Annotated in this window: 20 protein-coding genes; 11 read left to right on the forward strand and 9 right to left on the reverse strand. The window is 71.0% G+C overall.

Annotated features, from left to right (window positions below; all coding sequences use genetic code 11):
- The 3 genes from ACWGIG_RS05245 to ACWGIG_RS05255 all read right to left on the reverse strand — a co-directional run.
- On the reverse strand, positions 1-1,862 hold a 1,862-nt coding region (locus ACWGIG_RS05245), incomplete at its 3' end, for a hypothetical protein (RefSeq protein WP_453320164.1).
- Positions 1,859-2,614, reverse strand: a complete 756-nt coding sequence (locus ACWGIG_RS05250) for a TIR domain-containing protein (protein ID WP_453320165.1) — start codon at positions 2,612-2,614, stop codon at positions 1,859-1,861. The genes ACWGIG_RS05245 and ACWGIG_RS05250, both read right to left, overlap by 4 nt.
- Positions 2,615-2,664: 50 nt before the next feature.
- Complete coding sequence (locus ACWGIG_RS05255; protein ID WP_453320166.1) at positions 2,665-3,924, reverse strand: helix-turn-helix domain-containing protein; 1,260 nt, start codon at positions 3,922-3,924, stop codon at positions 2,665-2,667.
- 299 nt (positions 3,925-4,223) lie between these two features.
- Here ACWGIG_RS05255 and ACWGIG_RS05260 point away from each other — a divergent pair, with 299 nt between their 5' ends.
- From ACWGIG_RS05260 to ACWGIG_RS05285, 6 genes are all read left to right on the forward strand, one after another.
- The gene (locus tag ACWGIG_RS05260; protein ID WP_453320214.1) at positions 4,224-6,320 is read left to right on the forward strand and encodes a primosomal protein N'; all 2,097 of its coding nucleotides are present in this window, start codon (positions 4,224-4,226) and stop codon (positions 6,318-6,320) included.
- Between the two features lie 115 nt (positions 6,321-6,435).
- Complete coding sequence (locus tag ACWGIG_RS05265; protein WP_453320167.1) at positions 6,436-7,224, forward strand: segregation and condensation protein A; 789 nt, start codon at positions 6,436-6,438, stop codon at positions 7,222-7,224.
- Positions 7,194-7,844, forward strand: a complete 651-nt coding sequence (gene scpB, locus ACWGIG_RS05270) for an SMC-Scp complex subunit ScpB (protein ID WP_453320215.1) — start codon at positions 7,194-7,196, stop codon at positions 7,842-7,844. The genes ACWGIG_RS05265 and scpB overlap by 31 nt, the downstream gene beginning before the upstream one ends.
- A complete protein-coding gene (locus ACWGIG_RS05275; RefSeq protein WP_453320168.1) occupies positions 7,844-9,262 on the forward strand; it encodes a pseudouridine synthase in 1,419 nt (472 codons plus the stop codon). Before scpB ends, ACWGIG_RS05275 begins: the two co-directional genes overlap by 1 nt.
- Before the next feature lie 180 nt (positions 9,263-9,442).
- Positions 9,443-10,240, forward strand: coding sequence for an NUDIX hydrolase (locus tag ACWGIG_RS05280; RefSeq protein ID WP_453320169.1), 798 nt, complete (start codon positions 9,443-9,445; stop codon positions 10,238-10,240).
- A complete protein-coding gene (locus tag ACWGIG_RS05285; RefSeq protein WP_453320170.1) occupies positions 10,237-11,280 on the forward strand; it encodes an ADP-ribosylglycohydrolase family protein in 1,044 nt (347 codons plus the stop codon). Before ACWGIG_RS05280 ends, ACWGIG_RS05285 begins: the two co-directional genes overlap by 4 nt.
- Positions 11,281-11,914: 634 nt before the next feature.
- On the opposite strand, the gene ACWGIG_RS05290 is transcribed toward ACWGIG_RS05285, so the two are convergent.
- The 6 genes from ACWGIG_RS05290 to ACWGIG_RS05315 all read right to left on the reverse strand — a co-directional run bounded on the left by ACWGIG_RS05290 (position 11,915) and on the right by ACWGIG_RS05315 (position 17,383).
- Positions 11,915-14,101: a hypothetical protein gene (locus tag ACWGIG_RS05290; RefSeq protein ID WP_453320171.1), complete on the reverse strand. Its 2,187-nt coding sequence runs from the start codon at positions 14,099-14,101 to the stop codon at positions 11,915-11,917.
- 17 nt (positions 14,102-14,118) lie between these two features.
- Positions 14,119-14,622 carry a hypothetical protein gene (locus tag ACWGIG_RS05295; RefSeq protein ID WP_453320172.1) on the reverse strand — a complete coding sequence of 168 codons (504 nt, stop codon included), beginning with the start codon at positions 14,620-14,622 and terminating at the stop codon, positions 14,119-14,121.
- A 25-nt stretch (positions 14,623-14,647) separates the two neighbouring features.
- Positions 14,648-15,403: a nucleotidyltransferase domain-containing protein gene (locus ACWGIG_RS05300; RefSeq protein WP_453320173.1), complete on the reverse strand. Its 756-nt coding sequence runs from the start codon at positions 15,401-15,403 to the stop codon at positions 14,648-14,650.
- Positions 15,404-15,420: 17 nt separating this feature from the next.
- Positions 15,421-15,900, reverse strand: coding sequence for a Rieske (2Fe-2S) protein (locus ACWGIG_RS05305; RefSeq protein ID WP_453320174.1), 480 nt, complete (start codon positions 15,898-15,900; stop codon positions 15,421-15,423).
- Positions 15,901-16,024: 124 nt separating this feature from the next.
- Positions 16,025-16,621, reverse strand: coding sequence for a DUF6529 family protein (locus ACWGIG_RS05310; protein WP_453320175.1), 597 nt, complete (start codon positions 16,619-16,621; stop codon positions 16,025-16,027).
- A 57-nt stretch (positions 16,622-16,678) separates the two neighbouring features.
- On the reverse strand, positions 16,679-17,383 hold the full coding sequence (locus ACWGIG_RS05315) for a hypothetical protein (RefSeq protein WP_453320176.1): 705 nt from the start codon (positions 17,381-17,383) through the stop codon (positions 16,679-16,681).
- A 240-nt stretch (positions 17,384-17,623) separates the two neighbouring features.
- Between ACWGIG_RS05315 and ACWGIG_RS05320 the strand changes: the two genes are divergently transcribed.
- From ACWGIG_RS05320 to ACWGIG_RS05340, 5 genes are all read left to right on the forward strand, one after another.
- Positions 17,624-18,046 carry a YidB family protein gene (locus ACWGIG_RS05320; RefSeq protein WP_453320177.1) on the forward strand — a complete coding sequence of 141 codons (423 nt, stop codon included), beginning with the start codon at positions 17,624-17,626 and terminating at the stop codon, positions 18,044-18,046.
- A 194-nt stretch (positions 18,047-18,240) separates the two neighbouring features.
- Positions 18,241-18,603: a chorismate mutase gene (gene aroH / locus ACWGIG_RS05325; RefSeq protein ID WP_453320178.1), complete on the forward strand. Its 363-nt coding sequence runs from the start codon at positions 18,241-18,243 to the stop codon at positions 18,601-18,603.
- Positions 18,600-19,685: a prephenate dehydrogenase gene (locus ACWGIG_RS05330; RefSeq protein ID WP_453320179.1), complete on the forward strand. Its 1,086-nt coding sequence runs from the start codon at positions 18,600-18,602 to the stop codon at positions 19,683-19,685. Before aroH ends, ACWGIG_RS05330 begins: the two co-directional genes overlap by 4 nt.
- 261 nt (positions 19,686-19,946) lie before the next feature.
- The gene (cmk, locus tag ACWGIG_RS05335) at positions 19,947-20,654 is read left to right on the forward strand and encodes a (d)CMP kinase (RefSeq protein WP_453320180.1); all 708 of its coding nucleotides are present in this window, start codon (positions 19,947-19,949) and stop codon (positions 20,652-20,654) included.
- Positions 20,612-21,295: a lysophospholipid acyltransferase family protein gene (locus ACWGIG_RS05340; RefSeq protein WP_453320181.1), complete on the forward strand. Its 684-nt coding sequence runs from the start codon at positions 20,612-20,614 to the stop codon at positions 21,293-21,295. The genes cmk and ACWGIG_RS05340 overlap by 43 nt, the downstream gene beginning before the upstream one ends.
- Positions 21,296-21,339: the final 44 nt, after the last annotated feature.

Here is a 21,339-nt window from a genome sequence, read left to right on the forward strand (position 1 = left end):
CCGTACAACTGGCCGAGGAGGTCGCCACGCCTGCCACAAGCCGCGACGAGGATGTCCAGAAGGCGGTCCGAGTAGAGGCCCTCGGCGTAGGCCGCGCGCACCCACGAGGAGGCGCGCGGTTCCCAGCCAAGTGTGGGACGTTGCCGCAAAACCGCGGCCCAGCAGCGGACCAGGTGCTCACACACCTGGTGCTCGCCGAGGAGCGGGCGGGGCCGGTCGCTCTGGTCGAGAAGCGGGCCGGGCGCGGACAGGTCGAGGAAGATCTCAGGGTCGGCAGGAGGGGCGGTACTGGCCGACTGGGCGATGCGGTAGAGCATTCGGCGCAGCAGCCGGTGGTCCTCCGCGACCAACTCCAGCAGCGCCTCCCTGGCTTGTCCTGGGCGGCCTTCGCGGCGAGCCAGGTGGTGCAGACGCACGAGGGCTGCGTCAGGGTGGCGGACAGCGATCTCCACGGCGCAGATCTCGACGAGGACCTCACGAAATGCCGGCGAGAGCCCGGTACGCATCGACCAGTCGCGGACCTTGTTCAGGAAGAGCGTCCCGTGCAGTTCGTCCCGGAGTCCTTGCCGGAGGGCGTGCGCGGCGGCCTTGAGACTGCTGCGACCCCGCTGTGTGCGTGCCGGGCCGACCCAGTGCTCGACGATGTCGACCAGGTCCTCCGGGCGGTCGGCGGCCAGACTGTGCTCCGCGAACCTGCGTGCCAGGTCCTTCCGTTCGCCGTCCGACAGCTCGGGCAGACTTACCGCCTTCTCGGTCCACTGCTTCAGAGGCTCGCGCATCCCTGGAAAGTTCCTTCGCAGGTGACTGCGGGCGAGTGCGTCGGAGCCGGGGGCAGTAAAGCTGACCCTCCCGTCGGCCCCGATCTCCGCGTGCACCTGCCGCAACCGTTCAGAGAAGGGCTTGCGGTCCAGTAATGCCCGGACCTCCGTCTCCGGATGCGTCGCATCCAGCAGCAGCACGGCACCACGGTGTACGGCATCCACACGTGCGTTGTGAAGCATGGCTGTGGCAAGCAGCAGGGCCCGATGGCCGCCCTTTCGCACGTCGTCGAAGTGACCGGCCGCGTCCTTGGGCGGCACAACCGCCTCCAGAGCCCGTTGCCAGCCGTCGTCCGCGGTCACTCCCCGGGCCAGGTGCCCAGAGAACTCCTGGGCCAGCCGGGCGACCTGGCTCAGCGGTGGGGCGCCGCTGAGATAGTCGGTCACCTCCCGGGGCGGGCAGTCGGTGTGTTTCACCCCGCGACCGTCCGCGTGCAGGTACTTCCGTACGAGAGCCATCTCCATGCCTGGCAGTCGTGAGAGCCTGCACCGCATCTCACCGAGCACAGGGCTGAGGGAATCGGCCGCGAGCTGGGGCAGCACCACTACGAGTGCCGCTTTCCGGAGCTGAACCGCATTCCGGAAGGCGGACAATTCGGCGCGGATTCGGTCCCAGCGGTTTTGGTCCGCCTCTGAGAGGTCCAGCCACAGCCGATCGCCCTCGTCGACCGTGGACGGGTCCAGGAACAGACGGTCGGGACTCTCGGCCTCGTCCAGGGTTACTTCGTGCAGTGCCTTGGTGTGGGGTACGAGTCTGCTCAGCAGCATCCTCGCAGCGGCGGAGCGGCCGTCACCGGGACGGCCGTCGACGAGGACGGTACGCCACTTGTCCAGCTGGTCGCAGCCATCGCCGAACCCTTGTGGCTCTTCGAAGCGTCTGTCGAGCCAGTCGAGTTCGTCCTCGGCTTCCGCCCGTGGGGACTTGGCACGCGGTGGGCCTAGGAGAGGGTCGCTCCCAGGAGGCAGCAGGTAGTTGTTGATGTTTCCGGTACCGGTGTGTGCCTGCTGGGCGTGCCCCAGGTTGCTGTTGGTGCTTTCTGTCATCGGCTGTCACCCTTGCGCCGCTTCTTCGTGCCGAACGACTGCTGGATCCCGCCCTGGTTGTCGCCGGCGATGTACAGGGCACCGTCACCCGTGAAGTGAGGTATGTGCATGTCACCGGAGCCGGAGTGAACGGGGCCGTTGGCGCGGGCAATGTGGGTCGTCGCGGTGGGCCCGAGATGCACACCGCCCGTGACGTCCCGGGTTTGGACGGCAGTACCGCTGTTGTCGCCCATCGAGTGATGTACGGATCCCGGTTCGGGAGCCCTACTGGTGTCAGGGTGCAATTCCCTCTCTGCTTTCGCGAGTTGTGGTACGCGGCTGGCAAGGAAGTCGCCTATGTCCCGCAGTCCGCTCTCGGCGTTCTGGTTGTCGTACCGCAACGACTGTCGGGCAGCCAGCTTCTTCAGCACATCGGGGAGCGTCTCCGGCCGCAACCGTTCCGTACGTCGTCCCACCAGGATCGGCACCACGTCGACAGCGCTGTCGAACGCCTCCAGGATTTCGCTACGCACCCAGTCCTGCGCGTCGTGCAGCCTCGCTGAGGACTCCCAGTCCGGGCCTGCCAGAACGAGTAGCACGGAGCTGCGCCGCACCGACCTCAGTAGCTCCTCGTCGAAAGGGGTGCCCGGCACGATGGACTTGCTGGCGCGGAAGATCCGGTCTGTTCCGAACCGTCGGCTGAGCTCGCGCTCCAGTGTGGTGGCGAACTCGTCGCCGTCGCCGGTGCGGTAGTTGATGAAGACGTCGGCCATGAGCGGGTGCCTTTCGTCGGGCGGGTGGGGAGTCAGGACGGCGGCAGTGTTTACGGGCGTACGGCCGGGGCCAGTGCGAGGGCGAGTTGCGGGGCGAGCTCGCGAACGGCCGGGTGTGACGGGTGGCGGCCCAGGGCGCGGCCGAGCCGACGGAGGTCGAGGGCGACCGTTGCCGAGTCCACCGCGCGGACCGTCTTCAGGAGGTCCGTCGTCAGCACGCAGGCCTGGTCGAGGTCGCCCGCGAGTGCATGGGCGAGGGCCTGTCGGGTGCCGTAACGGGCCCGGGTGCGGCGGGCGCCCGCCGGGACCCCGGCCAGCTCCCGGCCCAGGGCCTCGGCGGCCCGCTGCGGGCGGCCCAGGTCGAGCAGGGACCAGCCGGTGATCATCGACACCGGGTCGGTGAGGTGCGTCGTCCCCAGTACGGGTGCGGAGGTGTCGCTCGTACCGCTGCGGGACAGCAGCTCCCTGGCCCGGTCCAGGGTCCGCATGCAGGCGCCGTAGTCTCCCGCCAGCGCATGGCCCTGGGCCTCGCGCTGGGCGGCGAGGCCACGGACTCTGGCGGGGGCGCGGCCCGAGTGGGCCTGCCGGGCGAGGGCCACGGTGCCCGCCGCGTCGCCGCGGTAGTACGCGACGAGCCCGCGCCGCACCAGCGCGTAGGACGCGAGGTCGAAGTCCCCGGCCGCCTCGGCCAGCTCCACCGCGTGGTCCGTCCAGCGCAGGGCCGCCGTCCGGTCGCCGGACTCCTGTGCCATCCAGCCCGCGAACTCGGCGAACCGGGCGCACAGGGCGAGCAGATCGCGTGCGGAGCGCGGACCGCACGTGGCGGCCAGGCGGCGCAGCGCATGCGTCTGTTCCGTGAGCGGGGGGAGCACGGCGGCGGGCGGGGCGTTCTGGCCCAGGCGGCGGTACTGGGTGAGCAGGGCGAGGTGGATGTCGAGGAGGGAGTCGTCGGCCGGGGGAAGGGGCGGTGCAGCGCTGCTCGTGGAGGCAGCCGCAGAGGTGCCCGCGAGGGCGGTCATCGTGCCCGCGAGCACGGAGGCGGCACCCGCCGTGACGACCTGGCGGCGGGCCGGGCCGTACGGGGCCGTGCCGTGTGGCCCCGGCAGCAGGGAGAGCAGGGCGCCGTCCGCGCCCAGTTCCGCGTCGCAGAGCCGGCCCAGCTCGTCGGTGGGCCGTTTGTGCCCGGTCTCGACCTTGCTGATCTGGCCCTTGCTGTAGTGCACCCGGGCAGCCAGCTCGGCCACGGTCAGGCCCGCAGCCAGACGGGCACGACGCAGCTCGCTGCCGAACGTGGACGGCTGTTCCGGCACTTTCAACCCCCTGGTGCGGTACGCGACCGGGCACCCGGCCGCGTCCGTCGTCGCGAGTCAGGTTCGGCCCGGCGGGACGGCGCGGACAAGACGGCCGGAGAAGTTTCCCGTTTCCGGAACTGGAGGCAACCCCATCCGCTTCGGGCTGTCGAGACGGCGATATCGGACAGCCCGGGGTGCCTCGGGCAGGTCGGTTGTCAGTGCTGTCTGGTAGGAATTTGGCTGTGAGCAGCGACGACGACCAGCAGCAGGGCACGCAGGGCGATCCGCAGGACGGACCGCCGGAGCAGCTTGCGCTGATGCGGGAGTTCCTGCGGCACGAGAAGCAGGTGCCGAAGGCGAAGCCGCGGACGTGGCGGGGGGCGCCGTTGGCCGAGGTACTGCCCGTGGCGCGGGTCATGGTCAACAAGGGGGTGCTGCATCTTGACCGGTACTTCGACTACGCGGTGACCGAGGAGCTGGACGCGGACGCCCAGCCGGGCGTGCGGGTGCGGGTGCGGTTCGGGGCGGGGGCGCACCGGGTGCGGGACGGGAGAAGGGAGGGGGGCGGGCTGATCGACGGGTTCATCGTGGAGCGGGTCGCGGAGTCGGACTACAACGGGCCGCTGGCCGCGTTGGCGCAGGTGGTGTCGCCCGAGCCGGTGCTCAGCGCGGAGCTGCTGGGACTGGCGAGGGCCGTGGCGGACCGGTACGCGGGGAGTCTGGCCGACGTCCTGCAGCTGGCGATTCCGCCGCGGAACGCACGGGCCGAGAAGAAGGAGTTTCCGACTGCGCTGCCCGCTCCCGCCCCGCCCGAGGTGGGGAGTTGGGGGCGGTACGAACAGGGGGCGGCCTTTCTGGAGTCGCTGGCCGGGGGTGGTGCGCCGCGGGCGGTGTGGACCGCGCTGCCGGGTCCGTTGTGGGCGGAGGAGATCGCGCGGGCGGTGGCCGCGACCCTGGCTTCGGGACGGGGGGCCGTGGTCGTCGTGCCCGACGGGCGCAGCGTCGAGCGGGTGAACGTGGCGTTGGGCGAGGTGCTGGGGGAGGGACGGCACGCCGTGCTGACCGCCGACGCCGGGCCCGAGAAGCGGTACCGGGAGTGGCTGGCCGTGCGGCGGGGGGCCGTGCGGGCCGTGGTGGGGACCAGGTCCGCGATGTTCGCGCCGGTCAGGGATCTCGGGCTGGTGGTGGTGTGGGACGACGGGGACGGGAATCTGAGCGAGCAGCACGCGCCACTGCCGCACGCGCGTGAGGTGCTGGAGCTGCGGGCCACCCAGGACAAGTGCGCGTTCCTGCTGGGGAGTACGAGCTGCACGGTCGAGGCCGCGCAGTTGGTGGAGAGCGGGTGGGCCAGGCCGTTGGCCGCGGGGCGTGAGCAGGTGCGGCTGGCTGCTCCGCTCGTACGGACCGTGGGGGACCAGGAGCTGGCGCGGGACGAGGCGGCGCGGGCCGCGCGGCTGCCGAGTCTGGCGTGGCAGACGGTGCGTGAGGGGCTGAAGAGCGGCCCTGTGCTGGTCCAGGTGCCGCGCCGGGGGTACGTACCGCGGCTGGCGTGCGAGCGGTGCCGGACGCCGGCTCGGTGCAAGAACTGTGCGGGGCCGCTGGAGGCGCCCGACGCCCGGGAGTTGCACTGCGGGTGGTGCGGGCGCGAAGAGGCGGGCTGGCGGTGTGCGGAGTGCGGGTTCAACCGGCTGCGGGCGCAGATCGTGGGGGCGCGGCGGACCGCGGAGGAGTTGGGGCGGGCGTTTCCTGCGGTGCCGGTGCGGACTTCGGGGCGGGATCACGTGCTGGACGTGGTGCCGGGGGTGCCGGCGCTGGTGGTGAGTACGCCGGGTGCCGAGCCGGTGGCCGAGGGCGGGTATGCGGCGGCGCTGCTGCTGGACGGGTGGGCCATGCTCGGGCGGCCCGACCTGCGGGCCGGGGAGGACGCGCTGCGGCGGTGGATCGCGGCGGCCTCCCTGGTGCGGGGGCAGGCGGAGGGCGGCACGGTCGTCATCGTCGCCGAGCCGACGCTGCGTCCCGTACAGGCGCTGGTGCGGTGGGACCCGGTCGGCAGCGCGCAGCGGGAGCTGGCCGAGCGTGCCGAGCTGGGGTTTCCGCCGGTGTCGCGGATGGCGGCGGTGAGCGGGCGCGGCGAGGACGTGGCGGAGTTCCTGCGGGTGGCGGAACTGCCGTTGGAGGCCCAGGTGTTGGGGCCGATTCCGCTGCCGGTGGCTGACCCGGGGCGGCCCCGGCGTCCGCAGGACCCGCCGGTGGGGGAGCAGTGGGAGCGGGCGCTGGTACGGGTGCCACCGGGGCGGGGGGCGGCATTGGCGGCCGCCTTGAAGACGGCACAGGCGGCGAGGATGGCGCGGGGCGGGAGCGGAGGGGTGGGGGACGGGGTGCGGATCCGGGTGGATCCGCCGGACATCGGGTGAGGGAGCATCGGACGGCTAGCGGGGGAGAGGAGGTTCGTCGGCCGGTGCCGGTGCCGGTGCCGAGGTAGAGGTCGAGGTCGGTGCCGGGGTCGAGGCGGCCGGTGGGCGGTTCACCGTGCGGCTGGCGAACTTCGAAGGGCCCTTCGACCTCCTTCTCCAGCTGATCGCCAAGCACAAACTGGACGTCACGGAGGTCGCGCTCTCCCGGGTCACCGACGACTTCATGGCGCACATCCGGGCCATGGGCGCCGACTGGGACCTCGACCAGACGACGGAGTTCCTGGTCGTCGCCGCCACCCTGCTCGACCTCAAGGCCGCCCGGCTGCTGCCCGCCGCCGAGGTCGAGGACGAGGCCGATCTGGCGCTGCTCGAAGCGCGTGACCTGTTGTTCGCGCGGCTGCTGCAGTACCGGGCGTACAAGAAGGTCGCGCACATCTTCGAGGAGCGCTGGGAGGCCGAGGGGCGGCGCTACCCGCGCACCGTGGGTCTTGAGGCGCAGCTGGCCGAGCTGCTGCCCGAGGTCGTCATCAGCATCGGCGCGGAGGGCTTCGCGAAGCTGGCCGTGAAGGCCATGCAGCCGAAGCCCAGGCCCGAGGTGTACGTCGACCACATCCACGCACCCCTGGTGTCCGTCCAGGAGCAGGCCCGGGTCGTGGTGCAGCTGCTGCGGGAGCGCGGGACGGCGAGCTTCCGGGAGCTGGTCGGCGACGCACCGGACACCCTGACCGTCGTCGCCCGCTTCCTCGCGCTCCTGGAGCTCTACCGGGAGAAGGCCGTCGAGCTGGACCAGGAGCACGCGCTGGAGGAGCTGACGGTGACCTGGGCGGGCGGAGAGTCGGACGAGCGGCCGGTGACGTCCCTGGTGACCGGGGAATTCGATCTCGTGGTGGAGGAGAAGGAGTGAGCGAGCAGCACCTCAGGGGCGCGCTGGAGGCCGTGCTGATGGTCGTCGACGAACCCGCGACGGCCGAGCACCTCGCCAAGGTCCTCGACGCGACCGAGCGGGACGTCACGGACGCCCTGCGCGAGCTGGCCGACGAGTACACGGTGCAGGAACGCGGATTCGAGCTGCGGCTGGTGGCGGGCGGCTGGCGGTTCTACTCGCGTGCGCGGTACGCGGAGGAGGTCGAGGCGTTCGTACTGGACGGGCAGCAGGCCCGGCTCACCCAGGCGGCTCTGGAGACCCTGGCGGTCGTCGCGTACCGCCAGCCCGTCTCCCGTTCGAGGGTCTCGGCCGTGCGAGGAGTCAACTGCGACGGGGTCATGCGGACCCTCCTGCAGCGAGGTCTGGTCGGGGAGGCGGGCACGGAACCCGAAACAGGTGCGATCCTGTACAGGACGACGAACTACTTTCTGGAGCGGATGGGCCTGCGGGGCCTGGACGAGCTCCCGGAACTCGCGCCCTTCCTCCCCGAGGCAGATGCGATCGAGGCTGAGACGCTGGAGGGTGTGCCGTCGTTCGATCCGGACGCACCGTACGCCCCGGGCACTCATGCAGCAGACGACGACAAGACGGATTTTTGATGCGAAGCAACGACAGGAACAGCAGCGGCGGCAACGACCGGAACCAGCGGGGTGCGGGTAACGGACGCGGTCCCGCCGGCGGCGGGCGCGGCGGCGCGGGCAGCGGCGGCGGACGAGGCGTGGGCTCCGGTTCGGGCTCGGCGGGCGGCGGTCGCGGCGGAGCCGGCGGTGGCCGTGGTGCCTCCGGCGGCGGACGCGGCGGCTCCGGCAGCAGCTCGGGTGGCGGGCAGGGCTTCGGCGGCGGGCGTGACGGCGGCCAGGGCGGCTTCGGCGGCAGCCGCGGTGGTTCCGGCGGCGGCCGGGGTGGCTCCGGTGGCGGGCAGGGCTTCGGCGGTGGCCGCGGTACGTCCGGCGGTGGGCGCGAGGGCGGCTTCGGCGGCCGTGACGCCCGTGATTCCCGTGACGACGAGCGTGAGCAGCGCCCGAGTCGCCCCCGTCCGGAGGAGCGGCGCTACGACGTAGGCCCCTCCGCCACCCACCAGGGCCCCCGCAGCGGTCGCGGCGATTCCGCACGCGGCGGCGCCAAGGGCGGCCCGAAGGCCCCGAAGACCCCGCAGAAGCCGGGCCGTCGCGGCAACTACAACGCCGGTGCCTCCCGGCCGCGCGAGCTCGACGCCAAGATCGAGCAGCGCAACCGGGACCGCTACGCGGGCAAGCCCGACGTACAGATCGAGAAGACCTTCCCGGGCGCCGAGCAGGAGGGCGAGCGTCTGCAGAAGATCCTCGCCCGCGCCGGCATGGGCTCGCGGCGTGCGTGCGAGGAGCTCATCGAGCAGGCTCGTGTCGAGGTGAACGGCGAGATCGTCACCGAGCAGGGCAGGCGCGTCGACCCGCACAAGGACGAGATCAAGGTCGACGGCCTCACGGTCGCCGCCCAGTCGCAGCTGTTCTTCGCGCTGAACAAGCCGGCCGGTGTCGTCGCCACCATGGGTGACCCGGACGGCCGCCAGAACCTCAACGACTACGTGAACAACCGCGAGACGCGGCTGTTCCACGTGGGCCGTCTCGACACCGAGACGGAGGGCATCATCCTGCTCACCAACCACGGTGAGCTGGCCCACCGCCTCACCCACCCCAAGTACGGCGTGAAGAAGACCTACCTCGCCGCCATCCAGGGACCGCTGCCGCGCGACATCGGCAAGCGCCTCAAGGACGGCATCGAGCTGGAGGACGGGTACGCCCGCGCCGACCACTTCCGCGTCGTCGAGAACACCGGCAAGAACTACCTGGTCGAGGTGACCCTCCACGAGGGCCGCAAGCACATCGTCCGCCGGATGCTGGCCGAGGCCGGCTTCCCGGTCGAGCGCCTGGTCCGCACGTCCTTCGGGCCGATCGCGCTGGGCGACCAGAAGTCCGGCTGGCTTCGCCGCCTCACGAACACGGAGGTCGGCATGCTGATGAAGGAGGTCGGTCTGTAGACCGGCCCGGCTTCGTCGCCCCTGCGCCTCTTTGAGGCCGCTTCGCGGTGCGCCCGGGGCCGGTACCCGCTCATGCGGGTACCGGCCCCGGGCTTTTTGCTGCCCTTGCGGGGCGGGCGCTCCGCATTTATAGTCAACCTGACCATTTAGACGAGTGGCGGTCGGTGGACGGGCGGGAACGTGACGGAAAGAGACATCCCACAGGGCTACGACCCGAAAGAATTCGAACCTTTCGCGGTCACGGTCGATCTCGCGGTCTTCACCGTGCGGGAGGCCCTGTTGCACGTGCTGTTGATCCGGCGAGGGCAGGCCCCCTTCGCCGGTGCGTGGGCGCTGCCCGGTGGCTTCGTACTGCCGCGGGAGTCCGCGGAGCGGGCCGCGCTGCGCGAACTCGCCGAGGAGACCGGGCTGTCGGAGTCACTGGCGTCCGGGCTGCACCTGGAGCAGCTGCGTACGTACAGCGATCCGGACCGGGATCCGCGGATGCGGGTGGTGTCGGTGGCGTTCGCCGCGCTCGTACCGGATCTGCCGGAGCCGCGCGGGGGCGGGGACGCGGCGGAGGCCCAATGGGTGCCGGTGGGCGGGGAGTTGGAATCCTCGCTCGCCTTCGACCACGGGCGGATTCTGGCCGATGCGCGGCGGCGGATCGGCGACAGGCTGGAGTACACGGCGCTCGCGATGGCGTTCTGCCCGCCGGAGTTCACGCTGGGCGAGTTGCAGCAGGTGTACGAGACCGTGTGGGGGGTCGCCCTGGACCGCCCCAACTTCCGGCGGAAGGTGCTGGCCACGGTGGGGTTCGTGGAGCCGGTGGGCGGGGCGCCGCGGCGTACCGGGGGGCGGGGGAAGCCGGCGGCGCTCTACCGGGCGGGGACGGCGAAGGTGCTGCATCCGCCGTTGCTGCGGCCGGTTGTGGATTCGCCGCACGGCTCGCCTTGTGAATCGACCGATGACTCGTCCCGGGAGGGGACCCACTCATGACTTCTGCCGCTGCTGCGAAGCAGGCTGCCACCGGATCCCTGCTGGGGCTCGCCCTCGGGGACGCGCTCGGCTTTCCGACCGAGTTCAACGACGTGCCGTCGATCCTCGCCAAGTGCGGGCCCTGGCGGGAGATGGAGCTGCCGGGCAAGGCGTTCGTCTCGGACGACACCCAGATGACGCTGGCGCTGGGGCGGGGGCTGCGGACCGCGATGGCGCGGGGGCCGCTGGGGCCGCGGCGGATGGAGCGGCCGGTGCGGGAGGAGTTCGTGGACTGGTACCACTCGCCGGAGAACAACCGGGCGCCCGGGCGTACGTGTCTGGTCGCGTGCCGGCTGCTCGACAGCGAACTGCCGTGGCAGAAGGCGTCGCAGATCGGGTCGAAGGGGTGCGGGGCGAACATGCGGGTGGCGCCGGTGGGGCTGGTGCCGGGGCTGAACGAGGAGGAGCGGGCGGGGGCGGCGCAGTTGCAGGCGGCGCTGACGCACGGGCACCCGACGGGGCTGGCGGCGAGCGATCTGACGGCGCGGGCGGTGTACCTGCTCGCGCAGGGGGTCGAGCCGGCCGGGCTGGTCGGGCAGTTGCGCTCGTACGCGCTGGAGAGCCGGAGCGTCTATCGGGAACGGTGGCTGGGTGATCTGTGGACGTACTCCCAGGACCCCACGCCGAAGCACTTCGTGGAGCGGGGCTGGGACGAGTGCCTGGGAGTGCTGGAGCGGGTGGAGGGGGCGTTGCGCGCCCCTTCGCTGTCGCCGGAGACGGACCCGTGTCTGGTGACGGGGGACGGCTGGATCGCGGAGGAGGCGCTGGCTACGGCGCTGCTGTGCTTCCTGATGTTCCCGGACGAACCGGTGATGGCCCTGAGGCGGGCAGCGTGCACGAAGGGCGACTCGGACTCGATCGCCTGCCTGGCGGGGGCGTTCGCGGGGGCTTATGTGGGGGTGGGGGCTTGGCCGGGGGAGTGGGTTGAGCGGGTGGAGTACCGGGGGGAGTTGGTGGGGTTGGGGGAGGGGTGGGACGGGGTGGATCGGACCGAGGTGTAGGGCGGGGTGGTCAGGAGGGTCGGGATATGGGGCTTGTTCACGCAGTGGAGTTGGGTGGCCATGGTGCGGGCCAGGGCTGCGGCAACTCGGCTGCGTAGTTGGGGGGTGAAGCCGTCGAGGTTCTTGGCATTGAGGCGCACCGAGAGCGGGATCTGCTCCTGTTGGTTGACGTGGGACCCGCTGACCTTGCACGGGAAGGCGTAACGGGAATCGTCCTCGTGCAGCCACCAGCCGGAGAGGACGTCTCCGCCCGCCCTATGCCAGTCCCTCTGCAGTACCCGGAGCGGCGCACCAAACCAGCCCACTTCCACGGTGAGAGAATTCCAGGATTCAGCTGGGCCGAAGACACAGGGTGCGGACTCACGGGCGTAGTAGTCGTCTCCCGGGCGCCACGCGCGTCCCTCGGTTGGCAGGTCAGCGAGCAGCTTCTTCAATGGAGTGCCAGTGTTGGCGTATTCGACATCCTCACCGCCCATCGACCTGACTACGGATTCCACGTTTCCCGCTCCAATGAGCGAAGCGCAGATTTCCTGCCCGGTGGATGAGTTGCTGTGAGAGGGAGGTGAGCAGGCTCCCGTGACGAGTGCGAGTGCCAAGAGGGTGCTATGGGGTGAGCGGTGTCTCTTCATGTTCCTTAGCTGACCTGACGGGCTGACTGCATTTTGTACCTGCCTAGGGAATGTGACTCCTCGATTTCCCGGTACAGTTCTCTCCGCTCCTCCTCAGAAATACCCACCGCATCCGCGTACCTGGCTACTGGACGCCACGCTTCCGCTGCGCAAGACTTCTCGATCTCCTGCATCGACTTGAGGGCCTCGCCGTCGTTCTTGACCTCGTTGTCCTTGAGGTACTGCAACGTGTGATTCCCGTACGCGGTGCCGACCGCACCCGCCCCGGCGTCCAGTGCCAAGGGCACAGCAGTCGCCACAGCCACGCCGGCAGCAGGTCCGAGAATGAGGGTGCTCCCGACGCCGGCGACTGCGGAGGCTGCGCCTTCGACGGCGTACTTGCGCCACTCGCCCTTCTTCTCCGCGCTCAGATTTGCCTGTTCCTCTGCGTCCTTGAATTCGAGTTCGACCTGTGAGATCCGCGACTGGTCCAGAATTCCGTGCACCTTGGCGGCGTTGTGCGCGAAGGCTACGCCGGAGCCTTGGTCGTCCTCGAAGGAAGCCAGCGCGCTGGATGTGTACACCTGCTGGGCCGCTGAAAGGATCTTGTAACCCTCTTCGTTGCCCGCGACCACGTTCATGAAGTTCCGTGCCTCGAACTCGCCGAAGTCCGTGCGGGGGATTCCGCCCATGCGGAAGAGCTCACCCCTGTTCAAGTCGTCGCCCCCACCGCCGAAGTTCAGCGTCGAGTAGTTCAGGTCGTCGATGTACGCCGCTCCCATGCGACCCAAGCTGTCCATGATCGAGCCCTGCGGCTTCACCTCCGACGTCGGGCTGTACAAGTCGATGACCTTCTTCATGATCGAGGCCGTTTCCTCGTCGCGATGCAAGCCCGGCCTCGCGTCGTCCCAGGGATGGCCCGTAGTTGCCGCCTCCAGGGCGTGGCCCAGTGCGTCAGGGCCGTTCTCGCGGGACTTTTCGGGTTCTGTCGAGCGGTCCAGGGTGTCTGCGGGCCATTTGAAGTCGGTGCTGGTCAGGTCGTCCAGGTGTCTGCCGCCTGCGAAGAATTGTTTGGCGGCTTCCGGGCTGTGGCCCAGCCCCTCCAGGACGCTGGTGAGGGGGTCGTAGCCCGCGCCGGAGATTCCTGACGGGTTGAAGCCGAAGTCGAAGTCCGTATTGGTGCGGGGCATGTTTGCCGTGAACATTTCGGGGTCCTCTTTGTGGAGCTTGAGGATGTCCTCGGCCAGCGGATTGATGAAGCGCGGGTCGTAGTCGCCGTAGCGGAGCAGTCCGCCCAGGACCTGGTAGCCGTAGGGGTCGTTGAAGCCGAGGGCGTCCGCGTTGAGGTGCTGGGTGCCGAGCTTGCGGAATTCGGTGGCCCAGCTCGCGGGGAGGTGCGAGCGGTTGTCGGGGTCGGTGGCCGACGCCAGGGCCGTGCCCATGCCGCGCTGGAGCTCCTTGGCCAGGGCGAGGCGTTCGGGCTGGTCGCCGACCGTGCAGTCCAGGGACATGCGGGCGTAGAAGTCCAGGGCCTGCTTCGGGCCGCCCAACCCCCGGTAGAAGGCGGCCGAGAAGTCGGAGTCCTTGGCGTTGAACTTGAGGATGTTGTTGAGTTCGGCGAACTGGGGGGCAGTCATCATCGGGCCGATCTTCGCCAGTTCGAGTGCGCGCTCCTGCTGGGCGTCGTCCAGCGAGCGGTACGTCCGGTGGCCGAAGTTCGAGGCGTCGTCGCCGTGCGACTTGCGGAGGGCGCGGGTCACCGAGGCGTCGATCTCGGCCGCGTGCGCGACCAGGACGGTCAGTCGGTGGTTCAGAGCGAGTTCGGCGGGCTTGCGGAGGTTGAGGGAGGGGGCGGGCATGCCCGGAAGGCCGGCCAGTTGCAGGCCGAGTTTGGGGGCCTCGACCTCGCGGATGTGACGTACGGCCTGCTGGATCTTGGAGAGTTCCAGGTGGGCGTCCTCCAGGACCCTGGTGATGCCGGCCGCTTCCGCGTGGGCGTCGGTGAATTCCTTGGTGGTCTTGCGGATGAAGTCCCGGGTGACGCCGGCGTTGATGCCGTTCCAGCGGGCGGCCTCCGACTTGGTGAGGAGGCCGGAACGGGCGTTCGCGGCGAGCCTCTTGAGGTGGGCGGCCGTCTGCTTCCAGTCGGCGACCGCGCGGCCGAGCCTGGTGAGGTCGACCTCGGCCACATCCGCGTGGGTGAGGGTGCTCATCGGTGTGCGCTCCCGCCCTACTTGAAGTACTCGGTGAGGCGGGACACCGGGGCCTCGGGCGCCGCAATGCCGCGGATCCTGGATTTGACCTTCGCGTCGTCCACGGCGTGCGACGCCTTGGTGTGGTCGAGGTGGTTCGAGATGTGGGCACAGGCCTGAAGGAGGGCCCGGAGCTGGGAGGTCCAGAGGGAGACGGTGGTCTCCAGGGCGGCGCCCATCGTGAAGTGGTGGGACTTGAGGGCGGCTGCCGCCTGCGTCGAGGTGCAGGCGCCGGGAGCGGGACCGGAGGCGGCGCCGGGCCCGGTCCCGGGAGCAGGCGCTGAGCCGGCCCCGGAGGCGGGCCTGTTCAGGCCGGCGCCCGCGATGTCGGCCTGCCTGAGCAGGGCATCGTGGAGGACGTACGCCTCGTGTCCCACCGCGCCCAGGTCGTCCTGGTGGGCGATCAAGTCCGCCTGCCCGCCTGTGACTTTGGTGCGGGCGGACGGCTCGGCCTTCAGTTGTTCCCACTCGTTCCAGGCCACGGGCCGGGTCCTCCCCAGAGGTGTCCTACATCGACTCCGCGTACGCGAGAGCCGACTCGCGGCGCGTACGGATCAGGAAGTCTTCCACCCGGGCACGGTCGGGGAGGGGCGGCAGCGGGCTGGTCCGCTCGGCTTCGGAGGCGGACGTGACCAGGCGGTTCAGGCGGTTTTCGATCTCCGGCCAGGGGACTTCGCCGCGTTTGACGGCGAGGAGGGACTCGCGGGCGTCACCCACGTCGAGCGTCAATTCACCCGTACGGAGAAGGGCGAGACAGCTGGTGAGGAGGCGAAGCAGGTGCATGGCGTGCTTCCAGCGCGGGGCGCCGTACCGGCGTACGTCGGCTTCGACCTTTCGGCACTGGCTCTGTGCGTACCCGACGAAGGTGGTGTGCACCTGGCGGGAGAGGAAGGCGGAGCGGAGGGAGAGGAGTTCCTCGCCGCGCGGATCCGTGTGCAGGGGGAGCGGGGAGTGCAGGCACTCCAGGATGTTGGGGTTGGCGCGCAGAGCCAGGTCGCAGAAGCGTTCCAGCTCCCACGAGAAGTGTTCCTCGGCGGGGCCGTCGACGTGCGTCGGCGGTTTGTCGAAGCGCCAGAAGAGCGGGGTGGGGGCGACGAAGACTCCCCGTACGTCCGTATCGCTCTCCTCCGTCGCCAGACCGAACGCGCGCGAGCCCATGACGCAGGAGTAGATGGTGTGGTCGCGCACCAGTGCGGCAGGGGAGGCAGGAGAGGCGGCGGAGGGACGAGGAGCAGAGGAGGCAGGGGGGACGGGTGCGGTCATGTGCGGATTCTGGCCGGTCAGGCCAGCCGGATCGACCCACTTTCCACCGTGATCGCGCGCGGCGGGAGCGGCTGCGGTGCCGGGCCGCCCGCCACCGAGGCGTCCGCGACCCGGAACTTGCTGCCGTGGCAAGGGCAGTTGATGGTGCCCCCGGCCACGTCGGCGACCGAGCAGCCCTGGTGGGTGCAGGTCGCCGAGAACGCCTTGAAGCTGCCGGCCACGGGCTGCGTGACGACGACCTTCTCCTCCTTGAAGACCTTGCCGCCGCCCACCGGAATGTCGGACGTCGCCGCCAACGGTGCGGGCTCCGGTGCCGAAGAGGCGCCCGAGGAATCGCCCGACGAGGCGCCCGAGGAGGGCGGGGCGGCCGGCTCGCCGGAGGACTTCGGGGCTTCGGGGCCGCCCTCGTCGCCGTACTTGGTGCAGCCGGTGGCCAGTACGGCAGCCGTACCTGCCGCCGCGGCGAGGACCGTTCGGCGGGTTGTGGGATTGTGCATGGAACTGGCTCCCTTACGACGAGGACGTACGAGGACGAGAGGAACGAGTGCGCCTGCGCCTCTATGACGAGTGCGCCTGCGCCTCTATGAGGTGACGGCCGGATGATGACGCCCAGGTGGACGTCTAGGTGGTGAAGCCGAAAGTACGGAAGAACCACAGCGCCGACGTCAGCCAGACCACCGTCAGGACGGTGAAGACCAGGCCACCGGCCACCGGCAGCAGCCAGCCGGGCAGCCGCTCGGCCCGCAGCAGCAGCATCTTGGCGCTGAACGCACCGAAGAAGAAACAGCCCGCCAGAGAGTGCCACATCACACGGCTGCCGAAGGACTGGAAACCGAGACCGTACAGACAGTGGACGGCCACCGGCACGGCGAGCAGGAACGCGATCCGGCCCGACCAACGGTGTGTGACCGACATCCAGGGGGCGGTACGCACCCCCGGCAGCCGCCCGTACATCGCCAGCGCGGAGAGGACCTGCGCGAGCGCGAAGACGAAGGCGGCCGTCGCCAGCCAGGACTTCACCGCGCTCGTGCTGCTGAAGCCGGCCAGGTTGAACGCCGTACCGGCCGGGTCGTGGACCTTGCCGTACGCCCCGAGGGCGACGGCGACGGCTGCCGCCACCAGCACCGGCACGAGCCAGCGGGCCGGGCCGGGGCGGCCGTGGCCGGTCGCGGGGGAGGGGAACGAGGCGGTCGGAGCGTTGGGGTCGACGTTGCTCATGTCGATCTCACTTCCCTGGGCGGTGCTCGGGGACGGTTCCCGTGTCACCCGGCGGCTCTACGGGAGGACCGGGCGGGCGGTGAGCCAGGCGTTGTCGATGGCCACGGCTCCGGTGGCCGGGTCGATCTCGGGGGCGGCGTACGGCTTGCCGTCGCGGGTGAAGATGCCGACCTGGCGGCCGTCCTGCAGCACGATCCAGCCGCCGTCGATCTTCGTGCCGCGCACCTCGTTCGTCGCGCGGTAGAGACCGGAAGGCTTGACCGCCTTCGCCGCGGTGAAGTCCTGTTTCCGGCTCTCCACTTCGACCTCTCCCGTGACCTTGCCGCCGCGGGTGGACGCTTCGAGTTCGGTGCCGTTCTTGCCGGTCAGGCGCATGCTGCCGTCCTCCTCGACATTGCCCTTCAGCCAGGATTCCTGGGTGCGGCCGTCGCAGTAGTACGCCACCGCCCTGCCGTCCCGTACGGAGATGGACACGGCGGCGGTGTCGTCGGCGGTGCGGCCCGCGTACACGGTCTCGGGACCGGCCGCCGTGGGGGACGGCGGCACCGCGGAGGGCGGCACGGAGGAGGGAGCGGGGGAGGCGGCGGGCGGGGCGGACGGCGGTGGCGGGGCCGTGGGAGCCGTCGGGCTCGGCGGCGCGGAGGCCGCGCCACCGCTTCCGTAACCCGAACTCTTCGTGCCCGTCGTCGCGTTGAGCGACAGCATGAAGACGGCGAGGACCAGCCCCGCGAGGAGTGTGTAGAGGGGACCGGAGCGCTTCATTGAGGGCCTCCCCGCGACACCGGGTAGGCGGTGCCGGATCCACCATGCAAGCGGACCGGGGGCCCGTCCGTCCATAGCCAGGACGGACGGGGTGGGTGTTCGGACAGAGGAGACAGATCCGTCTGAGTGGCAGCATGACGCCATCTGGGCGAGATTGAACGAGTCTGACGAGTCTGAGACCGGGCTCGACCTTCTCGACCGCTCGATCTCCTCGACTCGACCTCCTCGAAAGGCAGGACCATGGCGGGTAACGATCTCGGCAGTCTCCTCGGCGGCCTCCTGGGCGGCGGAAACTCCGGTTCCGGAGGCGGTGGCGCCGGCAACATCCTCGGCTCCCTGCTGGGCGCACTCGGCGGGGGCGGCAAGGAGGGCGGCAATCCGCTCGGCGGCCTCATGGAGATGCTCCAGAAGTCCGGTCTCGGCGACCAGGCCCAGTCCTGGATCGGCACCGGCGACAACCAGGCGGTCAGCGGCGAGCAGGTCGCCCAGGCCCTCCCCGACGACGCCCTGGCGCACGCCGCCGAGCAGGCCGGCGTGACCCGGCAGGAGGCCGCCGACACCCTCGCGCAGGCGCTCCCGCAGGCGGTCGACAAGCTCACGCCGGAGGGCCGGCTCCCGCAGGCCGCCTCGCTGGAGGACCTGGTCAAGCAGCAGGGCCTCTGACACGCACCGCACGTCCCTCGCACGGCTCCGGCCGCCCGCCCTCGTACGTACGACGGTGTGGGCGGCCGGAGCCGTTGTCGGTGGGGCCGACTACGCTGACCAGATCTTCTGAACACGCGGCTGCCAGTACACAGCACGTACGACGCACAGCACGCAGCACACACAGCACTGAGCACTGCACCGAGGAGTACGACGTGGCGGTACGAGCGGTCCGCGGAGCCGTCCAGTTGGAGCGGGACGAGGCCGGGCACATGGGCGAGCAGGTCGGCGCGCTGCTCACCGCGGTCCTGGAGCGCAACGGGATGACCGGCGACGACCTCATCAGCGTCTGGTTCACGGCCACACCCGATCTGCACAGCGACTTCCCGGCCGCCGCCGCGCGCGGCCTCGGCATCGTCGATGTACCGCTGATCTGCGCCCAGGAGCTCGACATCGACGGCGCCATGCCGCGCGTCGTGCGGATCCTGGCGCATGCCGAGACCGGCCTCGCCAAGCCGGACATCCAGCACGTCTACCTCGGCGCCACCGCCGCCCTGCGCAAGGACATCGCCCAGTGAGGACCGCACTCGTCATCGGCACCGGCCTGATCGGTACGTCCGCGGCCCTCGCCCTCGCCGCGCGCGGCGTCACCGTCCACCTCACCGACCACGACCCGGACCGGGCGGGCACCGCCGCCGCCCTGGGCGCCGGGACGGACGAGGCGCCCGAGGGGCCCGTGGACCTCGCCATCGTCGCCGTACCGCCCGCGCACGTGGCGGCCACGCTCGCCGACGCCATGCGGCGCGGGGTCGCCCGCGGGTACATCGACGTGGCCAGCGTGAAGGGCGGCCCCCGCCGCGAGCTGGAGGCGCTGGGCTGCGACCTCACGCCGTACATCGGTACGCACCCGATGGCCGGCAAGGAGAAGTCCGGGCCGCTCGCGGGATCGGCCGACCTCTTCGAGGGGCGCCCGTGGGTCCTCACACCCACCCGCGACAGCGACACCGAGGTCTTCAACCTGGCGCTGGAGCTGATCGCGCTGTGCCGGGCGGTCCCCGTCGTCATGGACGCCGACGCGCACGACCGCGCGGTCGCTCTCGTCTCGCACACCCCGCAGCTCGTCTCCTCGATGGTCGCCGCACGGCTCGAAGAGGCCGACGAGACGGCCGTACGACTCTGTGGCCAGGGCATTCGCGATGTGACCCGGATCGCGGCGTCCGACCCGCGGATGTGGGTGGAGATCCTCTCCGCGAACCCCGGGCCGGTGGCCGACGTCCTCGCCGGGGTGGCCGCCGACCTCGACGAGACCGTCGAGTCGCTGCGCGCCCTGCAGTCGGCGGACGAGGCGAAGCGGCGCGGCGGCGCCCACGGCATCGCGGACGTCCTGCGCCGTGGGAACGCGGGACGGGAGCGGGTGCCCGGCAAGCACGGATCGGCGCCGACCGCGTACGAAGTGGTCGCGGTCCTCATCAACGACCAGCCGGGGCAACTGGCCCGGATCTTCGCCGACGCGGGCGTGGCCGGGGTCAACATCGAGGACGTACGCATCGAACACGCCACGGGGCAGCAGGCTGGCCTCGTGCAGCTGATGGTGGAGCCGGCGGCGGCGGACCCGCTGGCGCGGAGCCTGGTGGAGCGGGGCTGGTCGCTGCGCCGGTAGGGGGCCCCGCCCGCGCTGACGGGCGGAGCCGCGGGGGCGCACGGTCGTCCGGGCGGAGCCGCAGGGGGCGCGCGGTAATCCGGGCGGAGCCGCACGAGGTGCCGCGGTCGTCCGAGCGTGGCCGCGGGGGGCCGCCGCGGTGCTCCGGGCAGGGCCGCGGGGGGCGCCGCGGCACCGGCCGTAAGGGGTACGCCATTCAGCCGGTACCGTAGATGGTTGGCAGCAGTGCAGCCTGCCTCCCCCGCCCCGTGTACCAGGAAGGTGTCCGACACCGTGGAAACCGCCGCCCGGACCGCCCCGGCCGCAGTGATTGTCGCCATCGACGGCCCCTCCGGCACGGGCAAGTCCAGCACTTCCAAGGCAGTCGCCGCCAAGCTCGGCCTCAGCTACCTGGACACCGGCGCCCAGTACCGGGCGATCACCTGGTGGATGCTGAACAACGGGGTCGACGTCGACGACGCGGCAGCAGTGGCCACCGCATCGGCCAAGCCCACCCTCGTGTCGGGCACCGACCCGTGTGCCCCGACCATCACGGTCGACGGCGTCGACGCGGCGGGCCCGATCCGCACCCAGGAGGTCACCTCCCGGGTCAGCGCGGTCAGCGCCGTCCCCGAGGTGCGCACCCGGATCACCGAGCTGCAGCGCGACATCGCCCGCGCCGCCGAGGGCGGCATCGTCGTCGAGGGCCGCGACATCGGCACCACCGTGCTGCCCGACGCCGACCTGAAGATCTTCCTCACCGCATCGGCCGAGGCCCGCGCGGCCCGCCGCAGCGGCGAGACCAAGGGCGCCGACGTCACTGCCACCAAGGAAGCCCTGATCAAGCGGGACGCGGCCGACTCCGGCCGGAAGACCTCCCCGCTCGCCAAGGCCGCCGACGCGGTCGAGGTCGACACCACCGAGCTGACCCTCGACCAGGTCATCGAATGCGTCGTCACCCTGGTCGAGGAGAAGCGGGCCGGGAAGTGACGGAGCGCAGCGAGCGCGGTGCCGCCGTCGGGCGGGGCATCGGCATCGGGCTGATGTACGGCCTGTTCAAGCCCCGGGTGCTGGGCGCCTGGCGGGTCCCGGCCTGCGGTCCTGTCGTGCTCGCCGTGAACCACGCGCACAATATTGACGGGCCGATGCTGATGGGGACCGCGCCGAGGCCGGTGCACTTCCTCATCAAGAAGGAGGCCTTCGTCGGGCCGCTCGACCCGTTCCTGCGGGGCATCGGACAGCTGAAGGTCGACCGCCACAGCGTCGACCGGAACGCGATCACCGACGCGCTGGGCGTGCTGGACGACGGCGGAGTGCTGGGGATCTTCCCCGAGGGCAGCCGCGGCGAGGGCGACTTCGCCTCGCTGCGCGCAGGGCTCGCGTACTTCGCCGTACGGTCGGGGGCGCCCATCGTCCCCGTCGCCGTGCTCGGCAGCACGGAGCGCAAGGGCCGGCTGATACCGGCACTGCCGCCGCTGCGCAGCCGGGTCGACGTCGTCTTCGGCGACGCCTTCCAGGCCGGTGACGGCAGCGGCAGGCGTACGAGGAAGGCGCTGGACGAGGCCACGGTACGGATCCAGGAGCGGCTCACCGCCCACCTGGCCGGTGCCAGGCGCCTCACCGGGCGCTGACGAAGCCTCTCCGCGGGCACGGGCGTTAGCGCCCGGCCCGCCGG

This window comes from Streptomyces sp. NPDC054863 (assembly GCF_053610825.1).

Excerpts from the sequence above, each read along its gene's own strand:
- ACWGIG_RS05250 (WP_453320165.1), bottom strand. The coding sequence starts at position 2,614 with ATGGCCGACGTCTTCATCAACTACCGCACCGGCGACGGCGACGAGTTC.
- ACWGIG_RS05260 (WP_453320214.1), top strand. The coding sequence starts at position 4,224 with ATGCGGGAGTTCCTGCGGCACGAGAAGCAGGTGCCGAAGGCGAAGCCG.
- ACWGIG_RS05275 (WP_453320168.1), top strand. The coding sequence starts at position 7,844 with ATGCGAAGCAACGACAGGAACAGCAGCGGCGGCAACGACCGGAACCAG.
- ACWGIG_RS05285 (WP_453320170.1), top strand. The coding sequence starts at position 10,237 with ATGACTTCTGCCGCTGCTGCGAAGCAGGCTGCCACCGGATCCCTGCTG.
- ACWGIG_RS05290 (WP_453320171.1), bottom strand. The coding sequence starts at position 14,101 with ATGAGCACCCTCACCCACGCGGATGTGGCCGAGGTCGACCTCACCAGG.
- ACWGIG_RS05300 (WP_453320173.1), bottom strand. The coding sequence starts at position 15,403 with ATGACCGCACCCGTCCCCCCTGCCTCCTCTGCTCCTCGTCCCTCCGCC.
- ACWGIG_RS05305 (WP_453320174.1), bottom strand. The coding sequence starts at position 15,900 with ATGCACAATCCCACAACCCGCCGAACGGTCCTCGCCGCGGCGGCAGGT.
- ACWGIG_RS05310 (WP_453320175.1), bottom strand. The coding sequence starts at position 16,621 with ATGAGCAACGTCGACCCCAACGCTCCGACCGCCTCGTTCCCCTCCCCC.
- ACWGIG_RS05315 (WP_453320176.1), bottom strand. The coding sequence starts at position 17,383 with ATGAAGCGCTCCGGTCCCCTCTACACACTCCTCGCGGGGCTGGTCCTC.
- ACWGIG_RS05320 (WP_453320177.1), top strand. The coding sequence starts at position 17,624 with ATGGCGGGTAACGATCTCGGCAGTCTCCTCGGCGGCCTCCTGGGCGGC.
- ACWGIG_RS05340 (WP_453320181.1), top strand. The coding sequence starts at position 20,612 with ATGCGTCGTCACCCTGGTCGAGGAGAAGCGGGCCGGGAAGTGACGGAG.